The sequence below is a fragment of the Streptomyces sp. bgisy100 genome, assembly GCF_057709105.1.
Genome location: NZ_JBYITE010000081.1, coordinates 1 through 19,125 on the forward strand (window position 1 = coordinate 1; position 19,125 = coordinate 19,125).

The following is a 19,125-nucleotide window of genomic DNA, read 5'->3' on the forward strand; positions in this document are numbered from 1 at the left end:
CCGGAACCCCCCACCCCTGCGGCCCCGTCACCCTCACGTTTCGTCGGCGGCTGATCGGCAATTGACGTCTGTGGCGGAGTGTCTATGTCTGGTATCGCTGTCCGGAGGGTGGGCAGGACCCGTCACCCTCACGTCTCGTCCGCGGCCGACCGGCATCCGTGCCTGGGCAAGCATCTTCCTCGGCAACCGCCGTCCGGACGATGGCCGGGCGCCGTCGCCCCCTGGGGGGATGCGGGGGAGAGCGGTCGGGGCCGGGCAGGTCGGTGTCCTGACGCGAGGGTCAGTCCGTGCGCAGTGACCGTGCCAGGTCCCGTACGGCGGCGGTCGCCCGGGCGTGCAGTCCGCCGCCGAAGGTGACCCGGGTGGCGCCGAGTTCGCCCAGCTCGCGCGGTGACGGGCCGTCGGGCACCGCAAGGGCGTTGAGCGGGCAGCCGATCCCCGCGGCGAGCTCCGGCAGCAGCCGGGGCGGCGCGAGGATCGGGTACACGCAGTCCGCGCCGGCCGCCGCGTACAGCCGCCCGCGTTCGATCGCTTCGTCCGGGCCGCGGTCGCCCCGAAGGAAGGTGTCGACCCGGGCGTTGATCACCAGGGCGTCGCCCGCGGCCGCCCGTACCGCCGCCAGCCGGTCCGCCTGCCGGCGGGCGTCCTCCAGCCCCGTGCCGTCCGGTGCGGAGTCCTCCAGGTTGCAGCCCGCGGCCCCGGCCTCCAGCAGCCGTTCCACGATCTCCGCCGGCGGGAGCCCGTAGCCGGTCTCGATGTCGGCGGAGACCGGGACGCCGACGGACCGGACGATCCGGGCGACCGCGGCGAACATCTCGTCGGGCGGGGTGCCGCCGCCGTCCGCGTACCCCAGGCTCGCCGAGACCCCCGCGCTCGGCGTCGCCAGGGCCGGGAAGCCCGCCTCCTCGAAGGCGCGGGCGCTCACCGCGTCCCAGGGGCCGGGCAGGACGAGCGGATCACCCGGCGTCCGCCCGTGGTGCAGTGCCCGCAGCCGTGCGGCCGGGGTCGTCACGCGTACATCCCGGGCCGGTAGGCGCCCGGCTGGGCGCGGGTCGTCACGGCGATCCGGTTCCAGGCGTTGATGGTGATGATCATGCTGATGAGCCGGGCGAGTTCGGCCTCCTCGAACTGCTCGGCCGCCCGCGCGTACACCGCGTCCGGCACGAAGCCGTCGGTGAGGACCGTGACCGCCTCGGTGAGCGCCAGGGCCGCCCGCTCCTTCTCGGTGTAGTAGCCGGTGGCCTCCTCCCAGGCGCTGAGGAGGAAGATCCGGTCCTCGCGCTCACCGGCGGCGCGGGCGTCCTTGGTGTGCATGTCCAGGCAGAACGCACAGTGGTTGAGCTGCGAGGCGCGGATCTTCACCAGCTCGGCGAGGGTCGGGTCGACGCCCTGCTGGGAGGCCCGGTCGAGCGCCACCATGGCCTTGTAGACCTCGGGGGCGATCTCGGCGAGGTTCATGCGCGGGCCGTGGGGACCGTGCGTGCTGTGGGGGCCGGTGCCGGGCGTGGTGCCGGTGGTGTTGGTGGCGGTCGTGGGGGCCGGGGCCGTGGTGTCCGTTGTCATGGGGATCACGCTATGCGGCTAGTGGCCTAGGGGTATGGTCCATTCTCATGGGGGAAACATGGGCCACTTTCGGGGCGGACCTGCATCTGGATCTGCCGCCGCGGGGGACCTCCGGAGTGCGCAACGCGCTGATCGGCGCCCTGCGTGACGCGGTCCGCTCCGGCCGGCTGACGCCCGGCACCCGGCTGCCGTCGTCCCGGTCCCTCGCCGCCGACCTCGGGCTGGCGCGGAACACCGTGGCGGACGCCTACGGCGAACTCGTCGCCGAGGGCTGGCTCACCGCCCGCCAGGGATCCGGCACCCGGGTCGCCCGGCGGGCCGAACCGGTGGCCCCCACGCCGGCCCACCGCGCGGGCCCACCCGCGCCTGGGGGCGTGGGCAACGGGCGGAGGGCCGACCCTCGCGGTCCCGGGGCGGGAACCCCAACTGCCGCAGGCGGAACGGGAACGTCCGGTGGCGGGAGGGGGACACGTGGTCGTGGCGCTGGAACGTCCGGTGACGGGACGGGTGTGGGCGGTGGCCGCGCCGGGACTGCCGGTGGCGGCGTCGGCCGGCCGGGCGGAGGTGCCGGGGCTCCTGGTGGTGGGAGGAGTGGTGGCGCCGAGTCCCCCGGGGCCGCGTCGGGCGGCGGTGCCTCCCGCCCGGGCCGGCGGAGCGCGGGACCGCGGCCGAGCCTGCGCGGCGCCCCGCCGCGGCCGGTGCACAGCCTGATGCCCGGCTCGCCCGACGTCTCGGCCTTCCCGCGCGCCGCCTGGCTCTCCGCGGCACGCCGGGCGCTGTCCACCGCACCGGGCGAGGCTTTCGGCTACGGCGACCCGGCCGGGCGCCCCGAACTGCGCCGGGCCCTCGCCGACTACCTGGGGCGGGCCCGCGGTGTGCGGGTCGCCCCGGACCGGATCGTCATCTGCGCCGGCTTCGTCCAGGGCCTGATGCTGGTCGGCCGGGCGCTGGCGGCGATGGGCGTGACCACGGTCGCGGTCGACTCCTACGGGCTGGACTTCCACTGGGACCTGATCACCGGCGCCGGGCTGCGCACCGTGCCGCTGCCCAAGGACGAGCACGGGACCAGGGTCGGGCAACTGGAGTCCGTCCCCGAGGCGGGCGCGGTGCTGCTCACTCCGGCACACCACTTCCCCACGGGCCGGCCGCTCTCGCCGGACCGCCGGGCCGGTGTCGTCGACTGGGCGCGGCGCACCGGCGGACTGATCCTGGAGGACGACTACGACGGCGAGTTCCGCTACGACCGGCAGCCGGTGGGAGCCCTCCAGGGGCTGGACCCGGAGCGCGTGGTCTACCTGGGCACGGCGAGCAAGAGCCTGGCCCCCGGGCTGCGGCTGGCCTGGATGGTGCTGCCGCAGCACCTGGTGGGGGAGGTGCTGGCCGCCAAGAACCCCGCGGAGCAGATGACCGGCACCCTGGACCAGCTCACCCTCGCCGAGTTCATCACCGGCGGCGCCTACGACCGCCATCTGCGTGGCATGCGGCTGCGCTACCGGCGGCGCCGCGACCAGCTCGTCGCGGCCGTCGCGGAGCGCGCCCCGCACATCGCCGTCACCGGCGTCGCCGCGGGCCTGCACGCGGTGCTCGAACTCCCTCCGGGGACCGAGGACTCCGTGGTCCGGGCAGCGGCGTGGCAGGGGCTGGCGCTCGAGGGGCTCCACCGTTACCGCTACGACGCCACCGCCGAGGGCCCCGACGGGCTGGTCGTCGGCTACGGGGCCCCGGCCGACCACGCGTTCGGCGCCGCGATCGAGGCGCTCTGCCGGGTGCTGCCCTGAGGGGCAGGAAGCCCGGACCCCCGGTGGCCCTCGGGTCGGTGGCGGCTCTCGGAGGTGTGGCTCCCGGCGGTGGCGCGGGTCGCGGCCCGGGCCGGGCCTGGCTCCGGGCGGAGGGGTCAGGACGGGGGAGACGGGCCGGGGAGCGCCGGACGGGGGAGACGGGCGGGGAGCGCCCGGAGGGGATGCCGCCGGGCCACCCGGCCGTGGCCCGCGAGGCTCCAGCCCCTACGCTGACCCCTGTTCGATCGACATGAACACGACGGGGATGAACGACATGGCAGACGCGCGACGCCGAGTACGGTCCGGCACGGTGATCCTGGGCGGCATGGGAGCGCTCGCGGCGGTGCTCACCGCCTGCGGCTCCGAGCCCGACAAGCGGTGTGTGGACCGCGACAGTTACGAGTACGACAAGGGATACCGGGTCGTCGACACCAAGCAGTGCTCCGGTACGACGTCCGCCAAGTCCCGGTCCCGGCGCGACGCCGCCTGGTACTACGACGCCGACGTCGAGCACGGCTGGGCCGAGGACGGCCACTTCGGGTCCAGCAGCTCGTCCGGCGGTTCGTCCGGCGGCTCCAAGGGCGGTTCCTCGGTGGAACGCGGAGGCTTCGGCCATGGCTCCGGCCACGGCAGCAGCGGCGGCTGAGCACCGCCCATGCGACGCCACACCATCACGCCCCGCCCCGACTGGCAGGCCACGGTCGAGGAACAGGGGGTCATCTATCCGCTGACCCGCTACCCGGACGACTCGCTGCGCCCCTACTGGGACGAGAGCGCCTACTACGCGTTCTCCCTTCCCGAGGTGGAGAACCTGGAGGAGGTCGTCGAGGAACTGCACGGGATGTGCTTGGCGGCCGCGGAGCACATCGTCGAGCAGAAGCGGTTCGCCGACCTGGGCATCACCGATGCCCGGGTGGCCGAGAAGGTCGCCGAGTCCTGGCGCCGCCGGTCCGAACAGCCCAGTGTCTACGGGCGGTTCGACCTGCACTACGACGGCAGCGGCCCGGCGAAGCTGCTGGAGTACAACGCCGACACCCCCACCTCCCTGGTGGAGGCGGCCAGTGCGCAGTGGTTCTGGATGGAGGACCGTTTCCCCGGCGCCGACCAGTGGAACTCGCTGCACGAACGGCTGGTGGACGCCTGGAAGCGGCAGGCGGCCCTGCTGCCGCCCGGCGCACCCGTCCACTTCGCGCACTCCGCGGGGGACGAGCTCGGCGAGGACCTGATGACGGTCGCCTACCTCCGCGAGACCGCCGAGCAGGCCGGGCTGGAGACCGAGGCGATCTCCATGGAGGACATCGGCTGGGACCGGCTCTCCGGACGGTTCGTCGACAAGCGGCTCCGGTTCATCCGCAGTTGCTTCAAGCTCTATCCGTGGGAGTGGCTGACCACGGACCGCTTCGGGCGGAACGTGGTGGACACCCTCGACAACGGCGGAAGCACCGGCAGCACGCTCTGGATCGAACCGGCCTGGAAGATGCTGCTCTCCAACAAGGCGCTGCTCGCCGTGGTGTGGGAGCTCAACCCGGGGCATCCGAACCTGCTGCCCGCCTACCTGGACGGCCCCCGCGAACTGGCGGCCACCTCCGGGTACGTGGCCAAGCCGCTGCTGGGGCGGGAAGGCGCGGGCATCACCGTGCACGAACCCGGCACCTCCGCGACGCCCCGCGACGAGGCCTGCTGCTACCAGGAACTGGCCCCGCTGCCGGACTTCGACGGCAACCGGGTGGTGCTCGGTGCCTGGGTCGTCGAGGACGAGGCGGCGGGACTCGGCATCCGTGAGTCGTCGGGCCTGATCACGGACGAATACGCCCGCTTCCTGCCGCACGTCATCCTCTGAGGCCCCGGCCCGGCCGGGCTCGTGACGTCCTCGGGGTCCCGCGCATGCGCGGGACCCCGAGGGCCGGGGCCATGCCTGAGACCTCCGCGGATCCCTCCGCAGGTGCGGAGAGCCTCCACCGGCCGGTGCCCGTCGCCGACGCGGATCCCCGCCCCGGCCGTAATTCCGGGGACCCGCGCGCCTCCACGTGCTCCGGTCAGCTCCGGAGCACGCTCCGGAGCTGGTCGAGACCCCAGTCGAGGTCCTCCTTGGTGATCACCAGCGGCGGGGCGATCCGGATCGTGCTGCCGTGGGTGTCCTTGACCAGCACGCCGAGATCCATCAGCTTTTCCGAGATCTGCCGGCCCGTGCCGTGGGCGGGGGCGATGTCCACACCGGCCCACAGGCCGCGGCCGCGCACCGCCTCCACCGCGCCGCCTCCCACCAGCAGTCCCAGCTCGGCGTGCAGATGGTCGCCCAGCTCGGTTGCCCGCTGCTGGTACTCGCCGGTGCGCAGCATGGCGATCACCTCCAGGGCGACCGCACACGCCAGCGGATTACCGCCGAAGGTGGAGCCGTGCTCGCCCGGGCGGTGCACTCCCAGCACGGCCGAGGACGAGACCACCGCGGAGACCGGGACGACGCCCCCGCCGAGGGCCTTGCCCAGCACGTACATGTCGGGGACCACGCCCTCGTGCTCGCAGGCGAACGTCCGCCCGGTGCGCCCGAGGCCGGACTGGATCTCGTCCGCGATGAACAGCACGTCCCGGGCCCGGGTCAGCTCCCGGACGCCCGCCAGGTAGCCCGGCGGCGGCACCAGCACCCCGGCTTCGCCCTGGATGGGCTCCAGCAGCACCGCGACGGTGTTGTCGGTGAGCGCCGCTTCGAGCGCGGTCAGGTCCCCGTACGGAACGATCTCGAACCCGGGGGTGTACGGCCCGAAGTCCGCGCGGGCCTCCGGGTCGGTGGAGAAGCTGACCACCGTGGTCGTCCGGCCGTGGAAGTTGTTCCGGGCCACGACGATCTTGGCCTGGTTGTCCGGAACGCCCTTGACGCGGTAGCCCCACTTGCGCGCCGTCTTCACCGCCGTCTCCACGGCTTCGGCGCCGGTGTTCATCGGGAGCACCATCTCCATGCCGCACAGCTCGGCGAGCTGGGTGCAGAAGTCGGCGAACCGGTCGTGGTGAAAGGCGCGGGACGTGAGGGTGACCCGCTCCAGCTGCGCCTTCGCGGCGTCGATCAGTCGCCGGTTCCCGTGCCCGAAGTTGAGCGCCGAGTACCCGGCGAGCATGTCGAGGTAGCGCCGGCCCTCGACATCGGTCATCCACGCTCCCTCGGCGGAGGCGACGACGATCGGCAGCGGATGGTAGTTGTGCGCGCTGTGGGCCTCGGCGGCGGCAATGCTGGCTTCCGTAGTCGTCACGGGGGTGCTCCGTTCGGTATCGGGGCCGGTTCGTGCTCATTTCTATCGTCGCTCGGGCGGATTGCGAAGAAACCTTCCGGAACTCGTGGAGCGGGATCGGACCATAGACTGTGCGGGCATGCGGCGACTGGCGAACGTGGAAGCGACCACGAGGGAGCCGTGCGCGGCCATCGCCGTGAGGTGCCGCCCGCCTGGGCACCCCGGGTTCGTGACCGACTACGCGGACCGACCCGGAGGAATCCATGACCGCGTCCATCGACCGTCCCGCACTCCCGTACGCCCCGCTCCCGGACCGAGGCCTGTTCCCGGACCGAGGTCTCCCGCACCCCGCCCTCGCGGCCGGGGACCCGGAACTCGCCGCACTGATCACCGCCGAGGAGCGGCTCCAGGCCGACACCCTCCGGCTCATCCCCAGCGAGAACTACGTCTCGTCCGCGGTGCTCGAAGCCACCGGCACCGTCCTGACGAACAAGTACAGCGAGGGCTACCCGGGCAGGCGCTACTACGAGGGTCAGCAGAACATCGACCCCGTCGAGACCCTCGCGGTCGACCGCGCCAAGGCCGTCTTCGGGGCCGAGCACGCCAACGTCCAGCCGTACTCGGGGTCTCCGGCCAACCTCGCGGTCTACCTCGCCTTCGCCGAACCCGGTGACGCCGTCATGGGCATGGCGCTGCCGATGGGCGGCCACCTCACCCACGGCTGGGGGGTCTCGGCCACGGGCGCCTGGTTCCGTGGTGTCCAGTACGGCGTCCGCGCCGACACCGGTCTGATCGACTTCGACCAGGTGCGCGACATCGCCCGCCGGGAGCGCCCGAAGATCATCTTCTGCGGCGGCACCGCTGTGCCCCGCACGATCGACTTCGCCGCCTTCGCCGAGATCGCCCGCGAAGTGGACGCCGTCCTCGTGGCCGACATCGCCCACATCGCCGGTCTCGTCGCCGGTGGTGCCCATCCTTCCCCCTTCCCGCACGCGGATGTCGTCTCGACGACCACCCACAAGACCCTGCGCGGCCCGCGCGGGGCGATGCTGCTGTCCCGTGCCTCGCATGCCAAGCCGCTCGACAAGGCGGTCTTCCCCGGCTTGCAGGGCGGGCCGCACAACCACACGACCGCTGCCATCGCCGTAGCCCTCCGGGAGGCCGCTCAGCCGTCCTTCCGTGACTACGCGCACGCCGTCGTGGCCAACGCCAAGGCACTCGCCGCGGCGTTGCTGGACCGCGGCTTCGACCTCGTCTCGGGCGGCACGGACAACCATCTGATCCTGATGGACCTCACGCCGACGGAGGTCCCCGGCAAGGTCGCCGCCAAGGCCCTGGACCGGGCCGGGATCGTGGTGAACCACAACACCGTGCCCTACGACCCCCGCAAGCCGTTCGACCCGTCGGGTATTCGCATCGGCACCCCGGCGCTCACCTCACGCGGTCTGGGGACCGAGCACATGCCGCTGGTCGCCGACTGGATCGACCGCGGTGTGACCGCGGCCCGCTCCGGGGACGAGGACGCCCTGGCCGCCGTCCGCGAGGAGGTCACCGACCTGATGGCCGCACATCCCGCCCCGGGGCTGTCGCTCGCCCGGTAGCCCGGGGACTCCGGGACGGGGCCGCCCGCCGGGCCGACTCCCATGTGGTGCATGAATCCTCCTGGCCGACGGGCGGTGCGGCCTCTCCGCCCCGCTCTTTCAACTCTGTTACACCGCTCGGGCCGACCGGGTTCCCGACGGACCTCGCTCTTGATCGTCCGCGTCCTCGCGTCTTCTGCTTGCCTGATTCCGTTACCGGGCACGGGAGTTCGTGGGACGTCCGCGCGTTCACCTCACGCCGGCGGTCCGGCCGGGCCCGCGCTCGGTCGGCCCGGCCCGGCGTCGCTCGGGTGCCCTCCGCCTCCTGCCGGGCCCGCTTCGCGTGCCGCGCCCAGCACCGCTTCCCGTGCCGCACCTGTGCCGCGCCCAGCACCGCTCCCCGCGCCCCGCCGCGCCCGGAGCCGGATCCGCCGGTCACGGCGGCGCCTGCAGCCTGTGCGCCGGTGCCCGTGCGCCCCACCGCCGCGCCGTGCCCCGCTCGGGTTCCAGAAGGCCCGGCGGCAGCACCGGCATCAGCCACCTCACCGGCACCAGCCGACGACACGCGCCCCGCGCGCACCTGGGGGACCCGCACCACCCGGTCGGCGTCCGGCACCCGGCCGACCCGCACCGCCCGGTCGGCGTCCGGCGCCGGGCCGACCCGCACCACCCGGCCTTCCCTGACCGACCGTCCGCCGCCCCTCACCGACCAACCGCCGCCCGGCCCCCGGCCGGCGCCCGCCAACGGCACCAACCGCCCCACCGATCGCAGCCGTCCCGCCCGCAGCTCCACCGCCCACCGTCGCCCCGATCGCCTCCACTCCTCCCGCGCCGACCCCGACCGCCCCGAGCCCGTCCGCCCCTAGCAACTGCTCCAGCCTCCGCAGCGCCCGGTTCAGCCGGGACTTCACCGTCCCGCGCGGCCAGCCGAGGGCCTCCGCCGTCTCCGCCTCGCCCAGATCCAGCAGATAGCGGTGGGTGACCACCCGGCGGTGCTCGTCGCTCAGTTCGTCCAGGGCGGTCAGCAGCCGCGAGCGGCGCTCACCCGCCACCGCCGCCGCTGCCGGATCCGCCGACTCCGGTATCAGGGGCTCCGCCTCGGCCAGGGCCGCTTGCCGCAGCACCGCCGTCCGGTGCCGTCGTGCCGACCGCACTGTGTTTCTCGTCTCATTGGCGACGATGCGTAACAGCCACGGCCGGAACGAGGCTCCCTCCCGGAAGCGCCCCAGCGACTGGTAGGCCTTCAGAAAGGCGGTCTGGACCACGTCCTCCGCATCCGCTCCCGCTCCCAGCAGGACCGCAGTACGGTGCGCGATCACGGTGTGGGCGCGCACCAGATCGGCGTACGCCTCGCGCTCCCCGGCGCGCACGCGCGCGATCACGGCGCCCTCGTCGGAACCGATGCGGCTCCCCTTCCACGTCCTCACACCTTTCCTACACCGGAGACCGAGGATCGGTTCCGCACCTGAGAGAATGGGCGGCATGGCCTTTGAACGTCCCCGTGTGCTCTCCGGTATCCAGCCCACCGCAGGCTCGTTCCACCTCGGGAACTACCTCGGCGCGGTCCGCCAGTGGGTGGCGCTGCAAGAGAGCCACGACGCGTTCTACATGGTCGTGGACCTGCACGCGATCACCGTCCCGCAGGACCCGGCGGAGCTCCGCGCCAACACCCGGCTCGCCGTCGCCCAGCTGCTCGGCGCCGGACTCGACCCGGACCGCTGCACGTTGTTCGTCCAGAGCCACGTCCCCGAGCACGCGCAGCTCGGCTGGGTGATGAACTGCCTCACCGGCTTCGGCGAGGCCTCCCGGATGACGCAGTTCAAGGACAAGTCCGCCAAGCAGGGCTCCGACCGGACCACCGTCGGTCTGTTCACGTACCCGGTCCTGCAGATCGCGGACATCCTGCTCTACCAGGCCAACGCCGTCCCCGTGGGCGAGGACCAGCGGCAGCACATCGAGCTGACCCGCGACCTGGCCGAGCGCTTCAACGGCCGGTTCGGCGAGACGTTCACCGTCCCGGAGGCGTACATCGTCCGGGAGACCGCCAAGATCTACGATCTCCAGGACCCGACGATCAAGATGAGCAAGTCGGCGTCCACGCCGAAGGGCATCATCAACCTCCTCGACGAGCCCAAGGTCTCCGCCAAGAAGATCAAGAGCGCGGTGACCGACACGGGCACCGAGATCCGCTTCGACGAGGAGCACAAGCCGGGGGTGAGCAACCTCCTGACCATTTACTCCACCCTCACGGGCACAGGAATCGCCGAACTCGAGCAGAAGTACGTGGGCAAGGGCTACGGTGCGCTCAAGACGGAGCTGGCCGAGGTGATGGTCGAGTGGGTGACCCCGTTCCGGGCCCGCACCCAGGAATATCTGGACGACCCCGAGACGCTGGACTCCATCCTGGCCAAGGGCGCCGAGAAGGCCCGTGCGGTCGCCGCGGAGACCCTGGCCCAGGCCTACGACCGGGTCGGCTTCCTCCCGGCCAAGCACTGAGCGGGGAGCCGTCGAGCACGCCGGGGGCCCGGTGGCAAGAGTCCCTGGGCCCCGGGACGGAGGACCGAGGACGCTCGCGGCGCCCCGGCCGAACCGCCACACTGGCCTGAGCGCCACGGCGGCGGACCGGCCGGGGCAGCACAGGCGGCAGTGGCACGACAGCGGTAGCACCAGCACACGACAGCGGCAGCATCAGCACTGGTCAGCAGCGGCGGAAGCAGAGGAGAACGACGTGGGGACCGTTACGCTCGGCGTTTCGATCGCGGTCCCGGAGCCCTATGGCAGCCTGCTCCAGGAGCGGCGCGCGGGCTTCGGCGACCCCGCCGCCCACGGCATCCCCACGCACGTCACCCTCCTCCCGCCCACCGAGGTCGACCCCGCCGACCTCCCGGCCTTCCGCCGGCACCTGGCCGAGGTCGCCGCCGCCGGGCGCACCTTCCCGATGCGGCTGAACGGCACCGGCACCTTCCGCCCGCTCTCCCCGGTCGTCTACGTCAAGCTGGCCGAGGGCATCCCCGAGTGCAGCGATCTCCAGGAGAAGATCCGCTCCGGTCCGGTCCGCCGCGAGCTGCAGTTCCCGTACCACCCGCATGTCACGGTCGCCCACGGCATCGAGGAGGAGGCGATGGACCGGGCGTACGAGGAGCTCGCGGACTACGTCGCCGCCTGGACGGTGTCCGGCTTCGCGCTCTACGAGCAGGGCGAGGACGGCCACTGGCGCATGATGCACGAGTACCTGTTCGGGGCCGGTCCGGGCGTGCCAGCGCAGACCTCACCGGCCGAGGCCTCGGCCACCCACTCGCTGCGACCCTGACCCCTCAGCGCGCCACCCCTCCGCACGCCACCCCGCCGCAAGCCGCGGGACAGCGCGACCGAGCCTGCCCGCTCCGGCTGTCCGCCGCCTCACCTGCCCGGAGAGTCCGGCGCACATGGTTCAGACGGCTCAGAGCCCCAGCCGCCGCGCGAGGTCCGAGGTGAACACCCCGTCCGGGTCCAGCCGTGCGCGGGCCGCGCGGAACGCGTCGAGCGCCGGGTACATCGCGGCCAGCAGCTCCGGCCGCAGCCGGGAGTCCGCCGCGAGCCGGACCCGGCCCCCGGCGTCCGCCACCTCCTCGTCGAGCGTGCCGAGCAGCTGGTCCAGGCCCGGCAGATCGGCCGGGAACTCCAGGGCCATGGCCCATCCCTCCGCCGGGAAGGACAGCAGCCCCGCCCCTCCCGGCCCCAGGCGCTGGAGCACCCCCACTGCTGAGGAACAGCCGCGCCGCGAGATCCGCCGGACGATCCGGCGCAGCGCGTCGTCCCGGTCGTGGCCCACCACGAATCCGTACCGCACCGTGGCGCCGCGCCGCGGGAGCCGGTACCAGGGCGGGGCGCCGTACAGCGGGTGGAAGAAGCCCGGGATCCTCCGGAGGTCGCCGGTCCGGTCGCGCGGCACCACCCGGCACCACAGCTCGTTGCTCAGGCCGGTCACCGTCCGCCCGAGCCGTCCGTCGAGCCAGGAGCGGGGGAGCGCCGGGGGCGACCACCGGAACCGGCCCGGCCGGAGGGCGAGCGGTGCCCGGAGGGCGCGCCGGGGGAGCGCGTCCAGCGGTGCGTGGGCGCCGCACGTCACCACCCCGCGCCCCGTCGCCGCGCCGCGCGCCAGCAGATCGATCCAGGCGGCGGAGTAGCGGTGGCGCGGGTCCGCTTCCGTCAGCCGGGCCAGCAGGTCGTCGAGGTCCTTCGCCCGCTCCCCGGCCACCGAGATCAGCGAGGTCTCGACGGGAAGCAGCCGGATGGTCGCCGAGAGCACGGCGCCGGTGAGGCCCAGGCCGCCCGCCGTGGCCCGGAACTCCTCCGGGGTGTCCCGCGGGGTGAGGATCCGGATCGAGCCGTCGGCCGTCAGCAGCTCCAGGGACCGTACGTGACGGGTGAAGCTGCCGTCCGCGTACTGGTTGCGGCCGTGGACGTCCGCGCCGACCGCGCCGCCGACCGTCCCGCCCCGCCCCGCCGGAACCACCGGTACGAACCAGCCCAGCGGCAGCACCACCGCCATCAGCCGGTGCAGACTCACCCCCGCGTCGCAGACGGCCTCGCCCCGTTCGGTGTTGATGGAGTGAATCCGGTCGAGACCGGTCATGTCGAGGACGACCCCGCCCGCACGCTGCGGGGGAGCGGAGCGGCCTCCGTCGGCGTGCGAGGCGGTGACGGCGGACATGCCGGTGACCGTAGCGCCCGTTCTGGACAAAATGTCAATACATGTCACACTACTCACCGAAAAGGGTGATCAGGGATGTGTCAGACGGGCAGTGCGGTGCCCCGGCCCCGCAGGACGCCGCACGGGAACACCGGCCCGCACGGCGCCGACGGCCCACACGGCACCGAAGATGCAGGCCACACGAGGAACGCGCGGGCCGAATGAGGAACGCCCGGGCCGAGGGAGGGTAGACGCCCACCATGGAGTGGTTGACCCGGCTGCCCGTGATCGGGCCCGCGATGGAACGGCTGATGCGTACTCACGCGTGGCGGGCGTACGAGCGGTTGGACGCCGTGCACTGGACGAGGCTGGCCGCCGCCATCACGTTCACCAGTTTCGTCGCGCTCTTTCCGCTGATCACCGTCGGTGCCGCCATCGGCGCCGCGCTGCTCACCGACCACCAGCTCCAGGAGCTCAAGGACAAGGCCGCCGACCAGGTCCCCGGCATCTCCGACCAGCTCGATCTCGACGGGCTGGTCGCCAACGCCGGAACCATCGGGGTCATCGCCGGCGCGCTGCTGCTCGTCACCGGTGTGAGCTGGGTCGGCTCGATGCGCGAGTGCCTGCGCGCCGTGTGGGAGAAGGAGGAGGACCCCGGCAATCCGATCCTGCTCAAGCTCAAGGACGGCGCGGTCCTGGTCGGCCTCGGCGGGGTCGGGCTGGTCGCCATGGGCGGCTCGGCCTTCGCCAGCAGCGCCGTGGGCTGGCTCGCCGACCGGATCGGGATCCCCGAGGGCGGCGCCGGACGCGTCCTGCTCTTCCTCGCCGGCGTGGCGATCTCGATCCTGGCCGACTTCCTGCTGCTCGCCTATCTGCTGACCCGGCTGCCGCAGGTGAGCCCGGGACGGCGGGCGGTCGTCGTCGCGGGGCTGATCGGAGCGATCGGGTTCGAACTGCTCAAGCTGCTGCTGAGCGGCTATCTGCAGGGCGTCGCCGCGAAGAGCATGTACGGCGCGTTCGGCGTCCCGATCGCCCTGATGCTGTGGATCAACTTCATGGCCAAACTGCTGCTGTACTGCGCCGCCTGGACGGCGACGCAGCGCGGCAACATGGAGATCGCGGAGCCGGAACCGGAGCCCGGCCCCGCGGACGCTCCCGGCGTCAGCCCCGGGACCGGCGGCGCACCAGATCCGGCAGCGGCCACCGGCGGTGCACCAGCAGCGCGCCCCCGGCCAGAGCCACCAGCACCCCACCCGTGATCCCCGCGACGGTCCACACGCCCTTGTGGGACGGGCCCGCGACCGAGGCGTTCGTCCGCTCCCGGCGGTCCTCGCCGTGCCCGGCCGCGGGCTGCTCGTCCTCCGCGCTCTTCGGCGGGACGAGCGTGCCGACCGGCCGGACCTTCCCGGCCGCCTCGAAGCCCCAGTCGAAGAGCCGCGCGGTCTCCTTGTAGACCTCGTCGTGCTCCTGGGCGGCGGGGTTCATGACGGTCACCAGCAGCACCCGGTCTCCGCGCTGCGCCACGCCGGTGAAGGTCGACCCCGCGTTCGAGGTGTAGCCGTTCTTGACCCCCGCGATGCCCTTGTACGGGTCGAGGCCGAAGTCGCCGGTGAGCAGCCGGTTGGTGTTCTGGATCGCGAAGCTCTCGCGCTTCTTCTTCTTGCCCTTCTTGGTCTTCTTCTCCTCGCCGGGGAACTGCGCGGTGGCCGTCGAGCAGTACTCGCGGAAGTCCGCCTTCTGCAGCCCGGAGCGGGCGAAGAGCGTCAGGTCGTACGCGCTGCTGACCTGGCCCTTCTCGTCGTAGCCGTCCGGGGTCACCACCTGGGTGTCCCGGGCGTTCAGCTCGGCCGCGTGCCGCTGCATGTCGCGGACGGTCTTCTCCTTGCCGCCGTTCATCGCGGAGAGCACGTGGACCGCGTCGTTGCCGGAGCGCAGGAAGACGCCGAGCCACAGGTCGTGCACGGTGTACGTCTGGTGCTCCTTGACCCCGACCAGGCTGCTGCCCTCGCCCATGCCGGCCAGGTCGGACGGCTGGACCGTGTGCTTCCGGTCCTTGGGCAGGCCCGGCAGCACCGTGTCGGCGAAGAGCATCTTCAGGGTGCTGGCGGGCGGCAGCCGCCAGTGCGCGTTGTGCGCGGCCAGCACGTCGCCGGACTCCGCGTCGGCCACCAGCCAGGAGCGGCCCGACAGCTTCTTCTCCGGCAGCTTCGGGGCGCCGGCCTTCAGCCGTACCTGGGTGTCCGGCCGGCCCAGCAGCTCGCCGCCGACCGTCGACATGTTCGCCGGCGGCCGGGCCTTCTCCTTCCGGCTGTCGTCCGCCGGGGCCGCGGACGCGGGAGAGGCGGAGAGGGCGGGCAGCAGGGCGGCCACCGCGAGGGTCAACGCGGCGCCGCGGCACGGCAGTCGGGACGGGAGGCCGGATGCGGCAGTACGGAAAGCAGGCACGATGGTGAACATATATGGCGATCGTGTCCATCGAGACACCGCGGTGCGTGACCCGCGCTCCAAGACACCCCACCGGCCCCCGCTCCGGCCGCCCGGTGATACTGGAACGCATGAAGCTGAGCCGCCCCGTGTCCTGGTTCCTGCTCGCCTTCGGGGTGTGGAGCTGGTTCATCTGGATCACATTCGTCAAGAATCTCTGGAAGGACGGCAGTGGCCTCGCGTTCGACGACGCGGGTGAGCCGACCGCGTACTTCTGGGTGCACCTGCTGCTCGCGGTGACGTCGTTCCTGCTGGGGACGGCGATCGGCGTGATCGGGCTGCGCGGGGTCCGGGCCCTGCGCCGGGAGGCCGGTTCGGCCGCGGCCGCTACTGCTTCCGCTTCCGGTTCTGTTTCCGGGGCGGCCTCTTCCGGGGCGGCCTCGGGCGACACCGCGGGGGCTACGGATTCCGCATCCGGGTCCGTGACGTCCTCCGGATCGGCCGGGTAGGGCCACCGGATGATCCTGGTCGTCGTCCTCGTCGCCGCGGTCGTGCTCGGACTGCTGGGCGGCGTGCACTGGTATCTGTGGCGCCGCCTCGTGAAGGACACGACCGTCCCCGGCGGCCGGGGACGGCGGGCCGGGACGGTCGCGGCGGTGCTGCTGCCGCTGACCACGGTCGGCGCGCTCGTCAGCGGGCGGGCCGGGGCCCCCTTCGTGGTGGAGCAGGCGCTCGCCTGGCCCGGCTATCTGTGGCTCGCGCTGGTGCTCTATCTCACACTGGCCCTTCTGGTGGGGGAGGCGGTGCGGCCGCTGCTGCGCCGGGGGTTCGCCGCCCGCGCGACCGCCGCGGGGGCTCCGCGGGACCGGGGCGCGGCCGGACCGGTCGCCGCCCCAGAGGCCCCGGGCCGGCCGGGACCGGCTGCCGATGCCCCGGTCGATGCCCCCGCGGATGCCCCGGCCGCTGCCGGGACAGCGGGCGGAGCCGTATCCGAAGCGGCGGGCGGGGCCGGAGCCGTGGCCGCCGGGACGTCGGCTTCGACCGGGACACGGGCTTCCACGGGGACCGCCGCTTCCACCGGGACCGCCGCTTCCACCGGGACACCCGCTTCCACCGGGACACCCGCTTCCACCGGGCTCACCTCTGACGCCTCCGTGCCCGCCTCTGACGTCTCCGTGCCCGCCTCCGATTCGGCGTCCGTCTCCGCGCCCGCCTCTGACCCGGCGTCCGTCTCCGACACCGGCCCCGATTCCGACTCCGCCTCCGACTCGGCGTCCGCTTCCGGTTCCGTTTCCGATGAGCCGTCCACCGGTGCCGGTCCGTCCGGGGCGCCGCTCAGCCGGAGGCTGTTCGTGGCGCGGACCGTCGCCGCCGCGGCCTCCGCTGCGGCCGTGGGCACCGTCGGGTACGGGCTCCACGACGTCCTGGACGGACCGGCGCTCAAGCGGGTCACCGTCCCCCTCGCCAAGCTGCCCCGCGCCGCCCACGGCTACCGCATCGCCGTGGTCAGCGACATCCACCTCGGTCCGATCCTGGGGAAGGCGCACACCCGGCGGATCGTGGACGCGATCAACCGCACCCAGCCCGATCTGGTCGCGATCGTCGGTGACCTGGTCGACGGTAGCGTCGCGGACCTCGGGCCCGCCGCCGAGCCGCTCGCCGGCCTCCGCTCCCGGCACGGCTCCTACTTCGTCACCGGCAACCACGAGTACTTCTCCGGCGCGGCCGCCTGGGTCGACCACGTCCGCGAGCTCGGGGTGCACCCCCTGGAGAACGCCCGGGTGGAGCTGCCCGGGTTCGATCTCGCCGGGGTCAACGACATCTCGGCCGAGAACCAGGACCCCGCACAGGAGGGCCCGGACTACGAGAAGGCCCTCGGCGACCGGGACACCGCGCGCGCCTCCGTGCTCCTCGCGCACCAGCCGGTGGTGATCCACGACGCCGTGCGGCACGGTGTCGACCTCCAGCTGTCCGGCCACACCCACGGCGGCCAGCTCTGGCCCGGCAATTACCTCGCAGCCCTCGCCAACCCCACCGTCGCGGGGCTGGAACGGTACGGCGACACCCAGCTCTACGTCACCCGCGGCGCGGGCGCGTGGGGCCCGCCGGTCCGGGTCGGGGCCGAGTCCGACATCACCGTCGTCACCCTGGCCTCCCGGCAGGCCTGACGCCTGCGCGGTCGGCCGGCCGGCCGACCGAGGGGCGCCGCGTTCGCCCCTCAGCCCTCTTCGTCCAGCAGGGACGGATTGATCCGGCGCACCACGGTCTCCAGCAGCCGCCGGTCGACCGCGGGCCACAGCACCTCCCGCGCCTCCCGGTACTTGGCCGTGAGCCGGGCGCGGTCCACCGGAGGCAGTGCCGACTGCCGGTCCGCCCGGGAGTTGTGGGCGTTGTCGGCGATCTTGAGAAGGGCGGCGTCCGGATCGGCGGCGAGCGCGCGCACCATGGCGGGGTACGGCACGCCCGGCCGCTTGGTCACCGCGTCGACCAGCGACACCACGTCGGCGGCCACGCCTGCGGCCAGCAGACCCTCGGTCGTCCACGCGGTGTCCTCGACGACGTCGTGCAGCAGCCCGGCCTGGGCGAGCCGCTCACCGACCGGGGTGAGGCCGTGTGCGACGGCGCGTACGTGCTCGATGTAGGGCACGCCGATCCGGTCCGTCTGCCCCGCGTGCGCCTGCGCGGCGAGCGCGTCGACCTCGGCGAACGTCAGCGCGCGGCCCGCTCCGGCGCCGCCCGGCTCTCCCGCTCCGGCGCCGCCCGGCTCTCCCGCCCCGGTGCCCTCCGGCGCTGCCGGCGCGGCTCCCTCCGGGGCTCCTGCTCCGGGCGCGGGAGGACTGCCGTCCCTCTGATCCCTCATCAGCGTCGCACCCCCTGATCCTCCGTCCACAGCGCTGTCCTCGACTCCGTCCACGGCGTCGTCCTCGACGCTCCGCCCACGGCGTCGTCCCTCACCTTCCGTCCACGGCGCCGTTCCGATCCTCGTCCGTGGCGCCGCCCCTTCCCGCACCAGGCGGTCGACGGCTTGACCTCAACCATTGTTGAGGCCGGAGGCTTCCGGTGACGGGCCGCACGGTGCGGTCCGCCGATCCAGGGAGAACATCATGCCCGAGACCCCGTTGCAGCTCGCCGTGATCATCGGGAGCGTGCGTGAGGGCCGCTTCGGACCGACCGTCGCCCACTGGTTCGCCCGCCGGGCCGAGCCGCGCAACGACATGACGGTGGACGTCATCGACCTGGCGGAGAGCCCGCACGCGGAAGGTTCCCAGGCGGCTGCCACGACCGACCGCCGCCGCACCGCCGAAGACCGGCGCACCGATGAAGACCCGCGCACCACCGAAGACCGCCGCCCCGCCGAAGACCCGCGCACCACGGAAGCCCCCGAGGAGACGGCCGTCACCCCCGTCGAGCTTTCCTCTCGGCTGGCCGCCGCCGATGCCTTCGTCGTCGTCACCCCCGAGTACAACCACAGCTTTCCCGCCGCGCTGAAGCACGCCCTCGACGGGCACGGCACGGAGTGGCGGGCCAAACCGGTCGGCTTCGTCTCGTACGGCGGCATCTCCGGTGGCCTGCGCGCCGTCGAGCAGCTGCGCCAGGTCTTCGCCGAGCTGCACGCCACCACCGTCCGGGAGACGGTGAGCTTCCACAACGTGTGGGACCGGTTCGGCGCGGACGGTCTGCCGCTGGACGAGGCGGGGCCCGACGGCGCCGCCACGGCGATGCTCGATCAACTCGCCTGGTGGGCCCATGCCTTGCGGGACGCCCGCACGGCGCGCCCGTACGGGTCCTGACGCGGCGCGGCACCGGGCAGCCGGCCGGCCCGGGCACGGAACGAACCCGCAGGTCACCGAGCCCGCCGGCGCCACGGAACCCGCGGCCCCGAACCC

At 73.3% G+C, this 19,125-nt stretch carries 15 protein-coding genes, 2 pseudogenes and 1 riboswitch; of the genes and pseudogenes, 10 read left to right on the forward strand and 7 right to left on the reverse strand.

The annotated features are described in order from the left end of the window. Nucleotides 1–280 precede the first annotated feature (280 nt). Complete coding sequence (locus tag AC3EQ1_RS30255) at nucleotides 281–1,012, reverse strand: isocitrate lyase/PEP mutase family protein (protein WP_432097510.1); 732 nt, start codon at nucleotides 1,010–1,012, stop codon at nucleotides 281–283. Then, entirely contained in the window at nucleotides 1,009–1,563 is a 555-nt protein-coding gene (locus tag AC3EQ1_RS30260; RefSeq protein WP_432097511.1) for a carboxymuconolactone decarboxylase family protein, read from the reverse strand. Before AC3EQ1_RS30260 ends, AC3EQ1_RS30255 begins: the two co-directional genes overlap by 4 nt. Before the next feature lie 47 nt (nucleotides 1,564–1,610). On the opposite strand from AC3EQ1_RS30260, the gene AC3EQ1_RS30265 reads away from it, so the two are divergent. The 3 genes from AC3EQ1_RS30265 to AC3EQ1_RS30275 all read left to right on the forward strand — a co-directional run bounded on the left by AC3EQ1_RS30265 (nucleotide 1,611) and on the right by AC3EQ1_RS30275 (nucleotide 5,181). Next, nucleotides 1,611–3,341, forward strand: a complete 1,731-nt coding sequence (locus AC3EQ1_RS30265) for an aminotransferase-like domain-containing protein (RefSeq protein WP_432097512.1) — start codon at nucleotides 1,611–1,613, stop codon at nucleotides 3,339–3,341. Nucleotides 3,342–3,615: 274 nt separating this feature from the next. After that, nucleotides 3,616–3,987, forward strand: a complete 372-nt coding sequence (locus AC3EQ1_RS30270; RefSeq protein ID WP_432097513.1) for a hypothetical protein — start codon at nucleotides 3,616–3,618, stop codon at nucleotides 3,985–3,987. Nucleotides 3,988–3,996: 9 nt separating this feature from the next. After that, complete coding sequence (locus tag AC3EQ1_RS30275) at nucleotides 3,997–5,181, forward strand: glutathionylspermidine synthase family protein (protein WP_432097514.1); 1,185 nt, start codon at nucleotides 3,997–3,999, stop codon at nucleotides 5,179–5,181. Nucleotides 5,182–5,377: 196 nt separating this feature from the next. Here AC3EQ1_RS30275 and rocD read toward each other — a convergent pair whose 3' ends face one another. After that, nucleotides 5,378–6,583 (reverse strand): ornithine--oxo-acid transaminase, encoded by a 1,206-nt coding sequence (gene rocD, locus AC3EQ1_RS30280; RefSeq protein ID WP_432097515.1) that lies wholly within the window; start codon nucleotides 6,581–6,583, stop codon nucleotides 5,378–5,380. 113 nt (nucleotides 6,584–6,696) lie between these two features. Continuing rightward, nucleotides 6,697–6,787, forward strand: a riboswitch (ZMP/ZTP riboswitch). A gap of 38 nt (nucleotides 6,788–6,825) precedes the next feature. Here rocD and AC3EQ1_RS30285 point away from each other — a divergent pair. Further along, entirely contained in the window at nucleotides 6,826–8,163 is a 1,338-nt protein-coding gene (locus tag AC3EQ1_RS30285) for a serine hydroxymethyltransferase (protein ID WP_432097516.1), read from the forward strand. Between the two features lie 824 nt (nucleotides 8,164–8,987). Here the strand turns inward: AC3EQ1_RS30285 and AC3EQ1_RS30290 are convergent. Beyond that, a pseudogene (locus AC3EQ1_RS30290) lies at nucleotides 8,988–9,626 on the reverse strand (RNA polymerase sigma factor); the annotation flags it as partial. Here AC3EQ1_RS30290 and trpS point away from each other — a divergent pair. Both trpS and AC3EQ1_RS30300 read left to right on the forward strand, forming a co-directional pair. After that, entirely contained in the window at nucleotides 9,625–10,638 is a 1,014-nt protein-coding gene (trpS, locus tag AC3EQ1_RS30295) for a tryptophan--tRNA ligase (RefSeq protein ID WP_432097517.1), read from the forward strand. The pseudogene AC3EQ1_RS30290 and the gene trpS sit on opposite strands and share 2 nt — an antisense overlap. 232 nt (nucleotides 10,639–10,870) lie before the next feature. After that, on the forward strand, nucleotides 10,871–11,452 hold the full coding sequence (locus AC3EQ1_RS30300) for a 2'-5' RNA ligase family protein (RefSeq protein ID WP_432097518.1): 582 nt from the start codon (nucleotides 10,871–10,873) through the stop codon (nucleotides 11,450–11,452). Nucleotides 11,453–11,581: 129 nt separating this feature from the next. Here AC3EQ1_RS30300 and AC3EQ1_RS30305 read toward each other — a convergent pair whose 3' ends face one another. Beyond that, on the reverse strand, nucleotides 11,582–12,835 hold the full coding sequence (locus tag AC3EQ1_RS30305) for an FAD-binding protein (protein WP_432097519.1): 1,254 nt from the start codon (nucleotides 12,833–12,835) through the stop codon (nucleotides 11,582–11,584). A 239-nt stretch (nucleotides 12,836–13,074) separates the two neighbouring features. On the opposite strand from AC3EQ1_RS30305, the gene AC3EQ1_RS30310 reads away from it, so the two are divergent. Then, nucleotides 13,075–14,073, forward strand: a complete 999-nt coding sequence (locus tag AC3EQ1_RS30310; RefSeq protein WP_432097520.1) for a YihY/virulence factor BrkB family protein — start codon at nucleotides 13,075–13,077, stop codon at nucleotides 14,071–14,073. Here the strand turns inward: AC3EQ1_RS30310 and AC3EQ1_RS30315 are convergent. After that, nucleotides 13,976–15,271: a D-alanyl-D-alanine carboxypeptidase family protein gene (locus tag AC3EQ1_RS30315; protein ID WP_432097521.1), complete on the reverse strand. Its 1,296-nt coding sequence runs from the start codon at nucleotides 15,269–15,271 to the stop codon at nucleotides 13,976–13,978. The two genes, AC3EQ1_RS30310 and AC3EQ1_RS30315, sit on opposite strands and share 98 nt — an antisense overlap. A gap of 98 nt (nucleotides 15,272–15,369) precedes the next feature. On the opposite strand from AC3EQ1_RS30315, the pseudogene AC3EQ1_RS30320 reads away from it, so the two are divergent. Both AC3EQ1_RS30320 and AC3EQ1_RS30325 read left to right on the forward strand, forming a co-directional pair. Then, nucleotides 15,370–15,606 (forward strand): annotated as a pseudogene (locus AC3EQ1_RS30320) (SCO4848 family membrane protein); the annotation flags it as partial. A 150-nt stretch (nucleotides 15,607–15,756) separates the two neighbouring features. Then, complete coding sequence (locus AC3EQ1_RS30325; protein WP_432097522.1) at nucleotides 15,757–17,406, forward strand: metallophosphoesterase; 1,650 nt, start codon at nucleotides 15,757–15,759, stop codon at nucleotides 17,404–17,406. A gap of 50 nt (nucleotides 17,407–17,456) precedes the next feature. Here the strand turns inward: AC3EQ1_RS30325 and AC3EQ1_RS30330 are convergent, their stop codons facing one another. Continuing rightward, nucleotides 17,457–18,098, reverse strand: coding sequence for an HD domain-containing protein (locus tag AC3EQ1_RS30330; RefSeq protein WP_432097523.1), 642 nt, complete (start codon nucleotides 18,096–18,098; stop codon nucleotides 17,457–17,459). A 244-nt stretch (nucleotides 18,099–18,342) separates the two neighbouring features. On the opposite strand from AC3EQ1_RS30330, the gene AC3EQ1_RS30335 reads away from it, so the two are divergent. Beyond that, nucleotides 18,343–19,029 (forward strand): NADPH-dependent FMN reductase, encoded by a 687-nt coding sequence (locus AC3EQ1_RS30335; RefSeq protein ID WP_432097524.1) that lies wholly within the window; start codon nucleotides 18,343–18,345, stop codon nucleotides 19,027–19,029. Nucleotides 19,030–19,125 lie beyond the last annotated feature (96 nt).

Bases quoted from the DNA above. Each gene is read 5' to 3' on its own strand.
- AC3EQ1_RS30265 (WP_432097512.1), top strand. From the start codon at position 1,611: ATGGGGGAAACATGGGCCACTTTCGGGGCGGACCTGCATCTGGATCTG.
- AC3EQ1_RS30315 (WP_432097521.1), bottom strand. From the start codon at position 15,271: ATGTTCACCATCGTGCCTGCTTTCCGTACTGCCGCATCCGGCCTCCCG.
- trpS (WP_432097517.1), top strand. From the start codon at position 9,625: ATGGCCTTTGAACGTCCCCGTGTGCTCTCCGGTATCCAGCCCACCGCA.
- AC3EQ1_RS30270 (WP_432097513.1), top strand. From the start codon at position 3,616: ATGGCAGACGCGCGACGCCGAGTACGGTCCGGCACGGTGATCCTGGGC.
- AC3EQ1_RS30325 (WP_432097522.1), top strand. From the start codon at position 15,757: ATGATCCTGGTCGTCGTCCTCGTCGCCGCGGTCGTGCTCGGACTGCTG.
- AC3EQ1_RS30310 (WP_432097520.1), top strand. From the start codon at position 13,075: ATGGAGTGGTTGACCCGGCTGCCCGTGATCGGGCCCGCGATGGAACGG.
- AC3EQ1_RS30305 (WP_432097519.1), bottom strand. From the start codon at position 12,835: ATGTCCGCCGTCACCGCCTCGCACGCCGACGGAGGCCGCTCCGCTCCC.
- AC3EQ1_RS30335 (WP_432097524.1), top strand. From the start codon at position 18,343: ATGCCCGAGACCCCGTTGCAGCTCGCCGTGATCATCGGGAGCGTGCGT.
- AC3EQ1_RS30260 (WP_432097511.1), bottom strand. From the start codon at position 1,563: ATGACAACGGACACCACGGCCCCGGCCCCCACGACCGCCACCAACACC.
- AC3EQ1_RS30275 (WP_432097514.1), top strand. From the start codon at position 3,997: ATGCGACGCCACACCATCACGCCCCGCCCCGACTGGCAGGCCACGGTC.
- AC3EQ1_RS30330 (WP_432097523.1), bottom strand. From the start codon at position 18,098: ATGAGGGATCAGAGGGACGGCAGTCCTCCCGCGCCCGGAGCAGGAGCC.
- AC3EQ1_RS30285 (WP_432097516.1), top strand. From the start codon at position 6,826: ATGACCGCGTCCATCGACCGTCCCGCACTCCCGTACGCCCCGCTCCCG.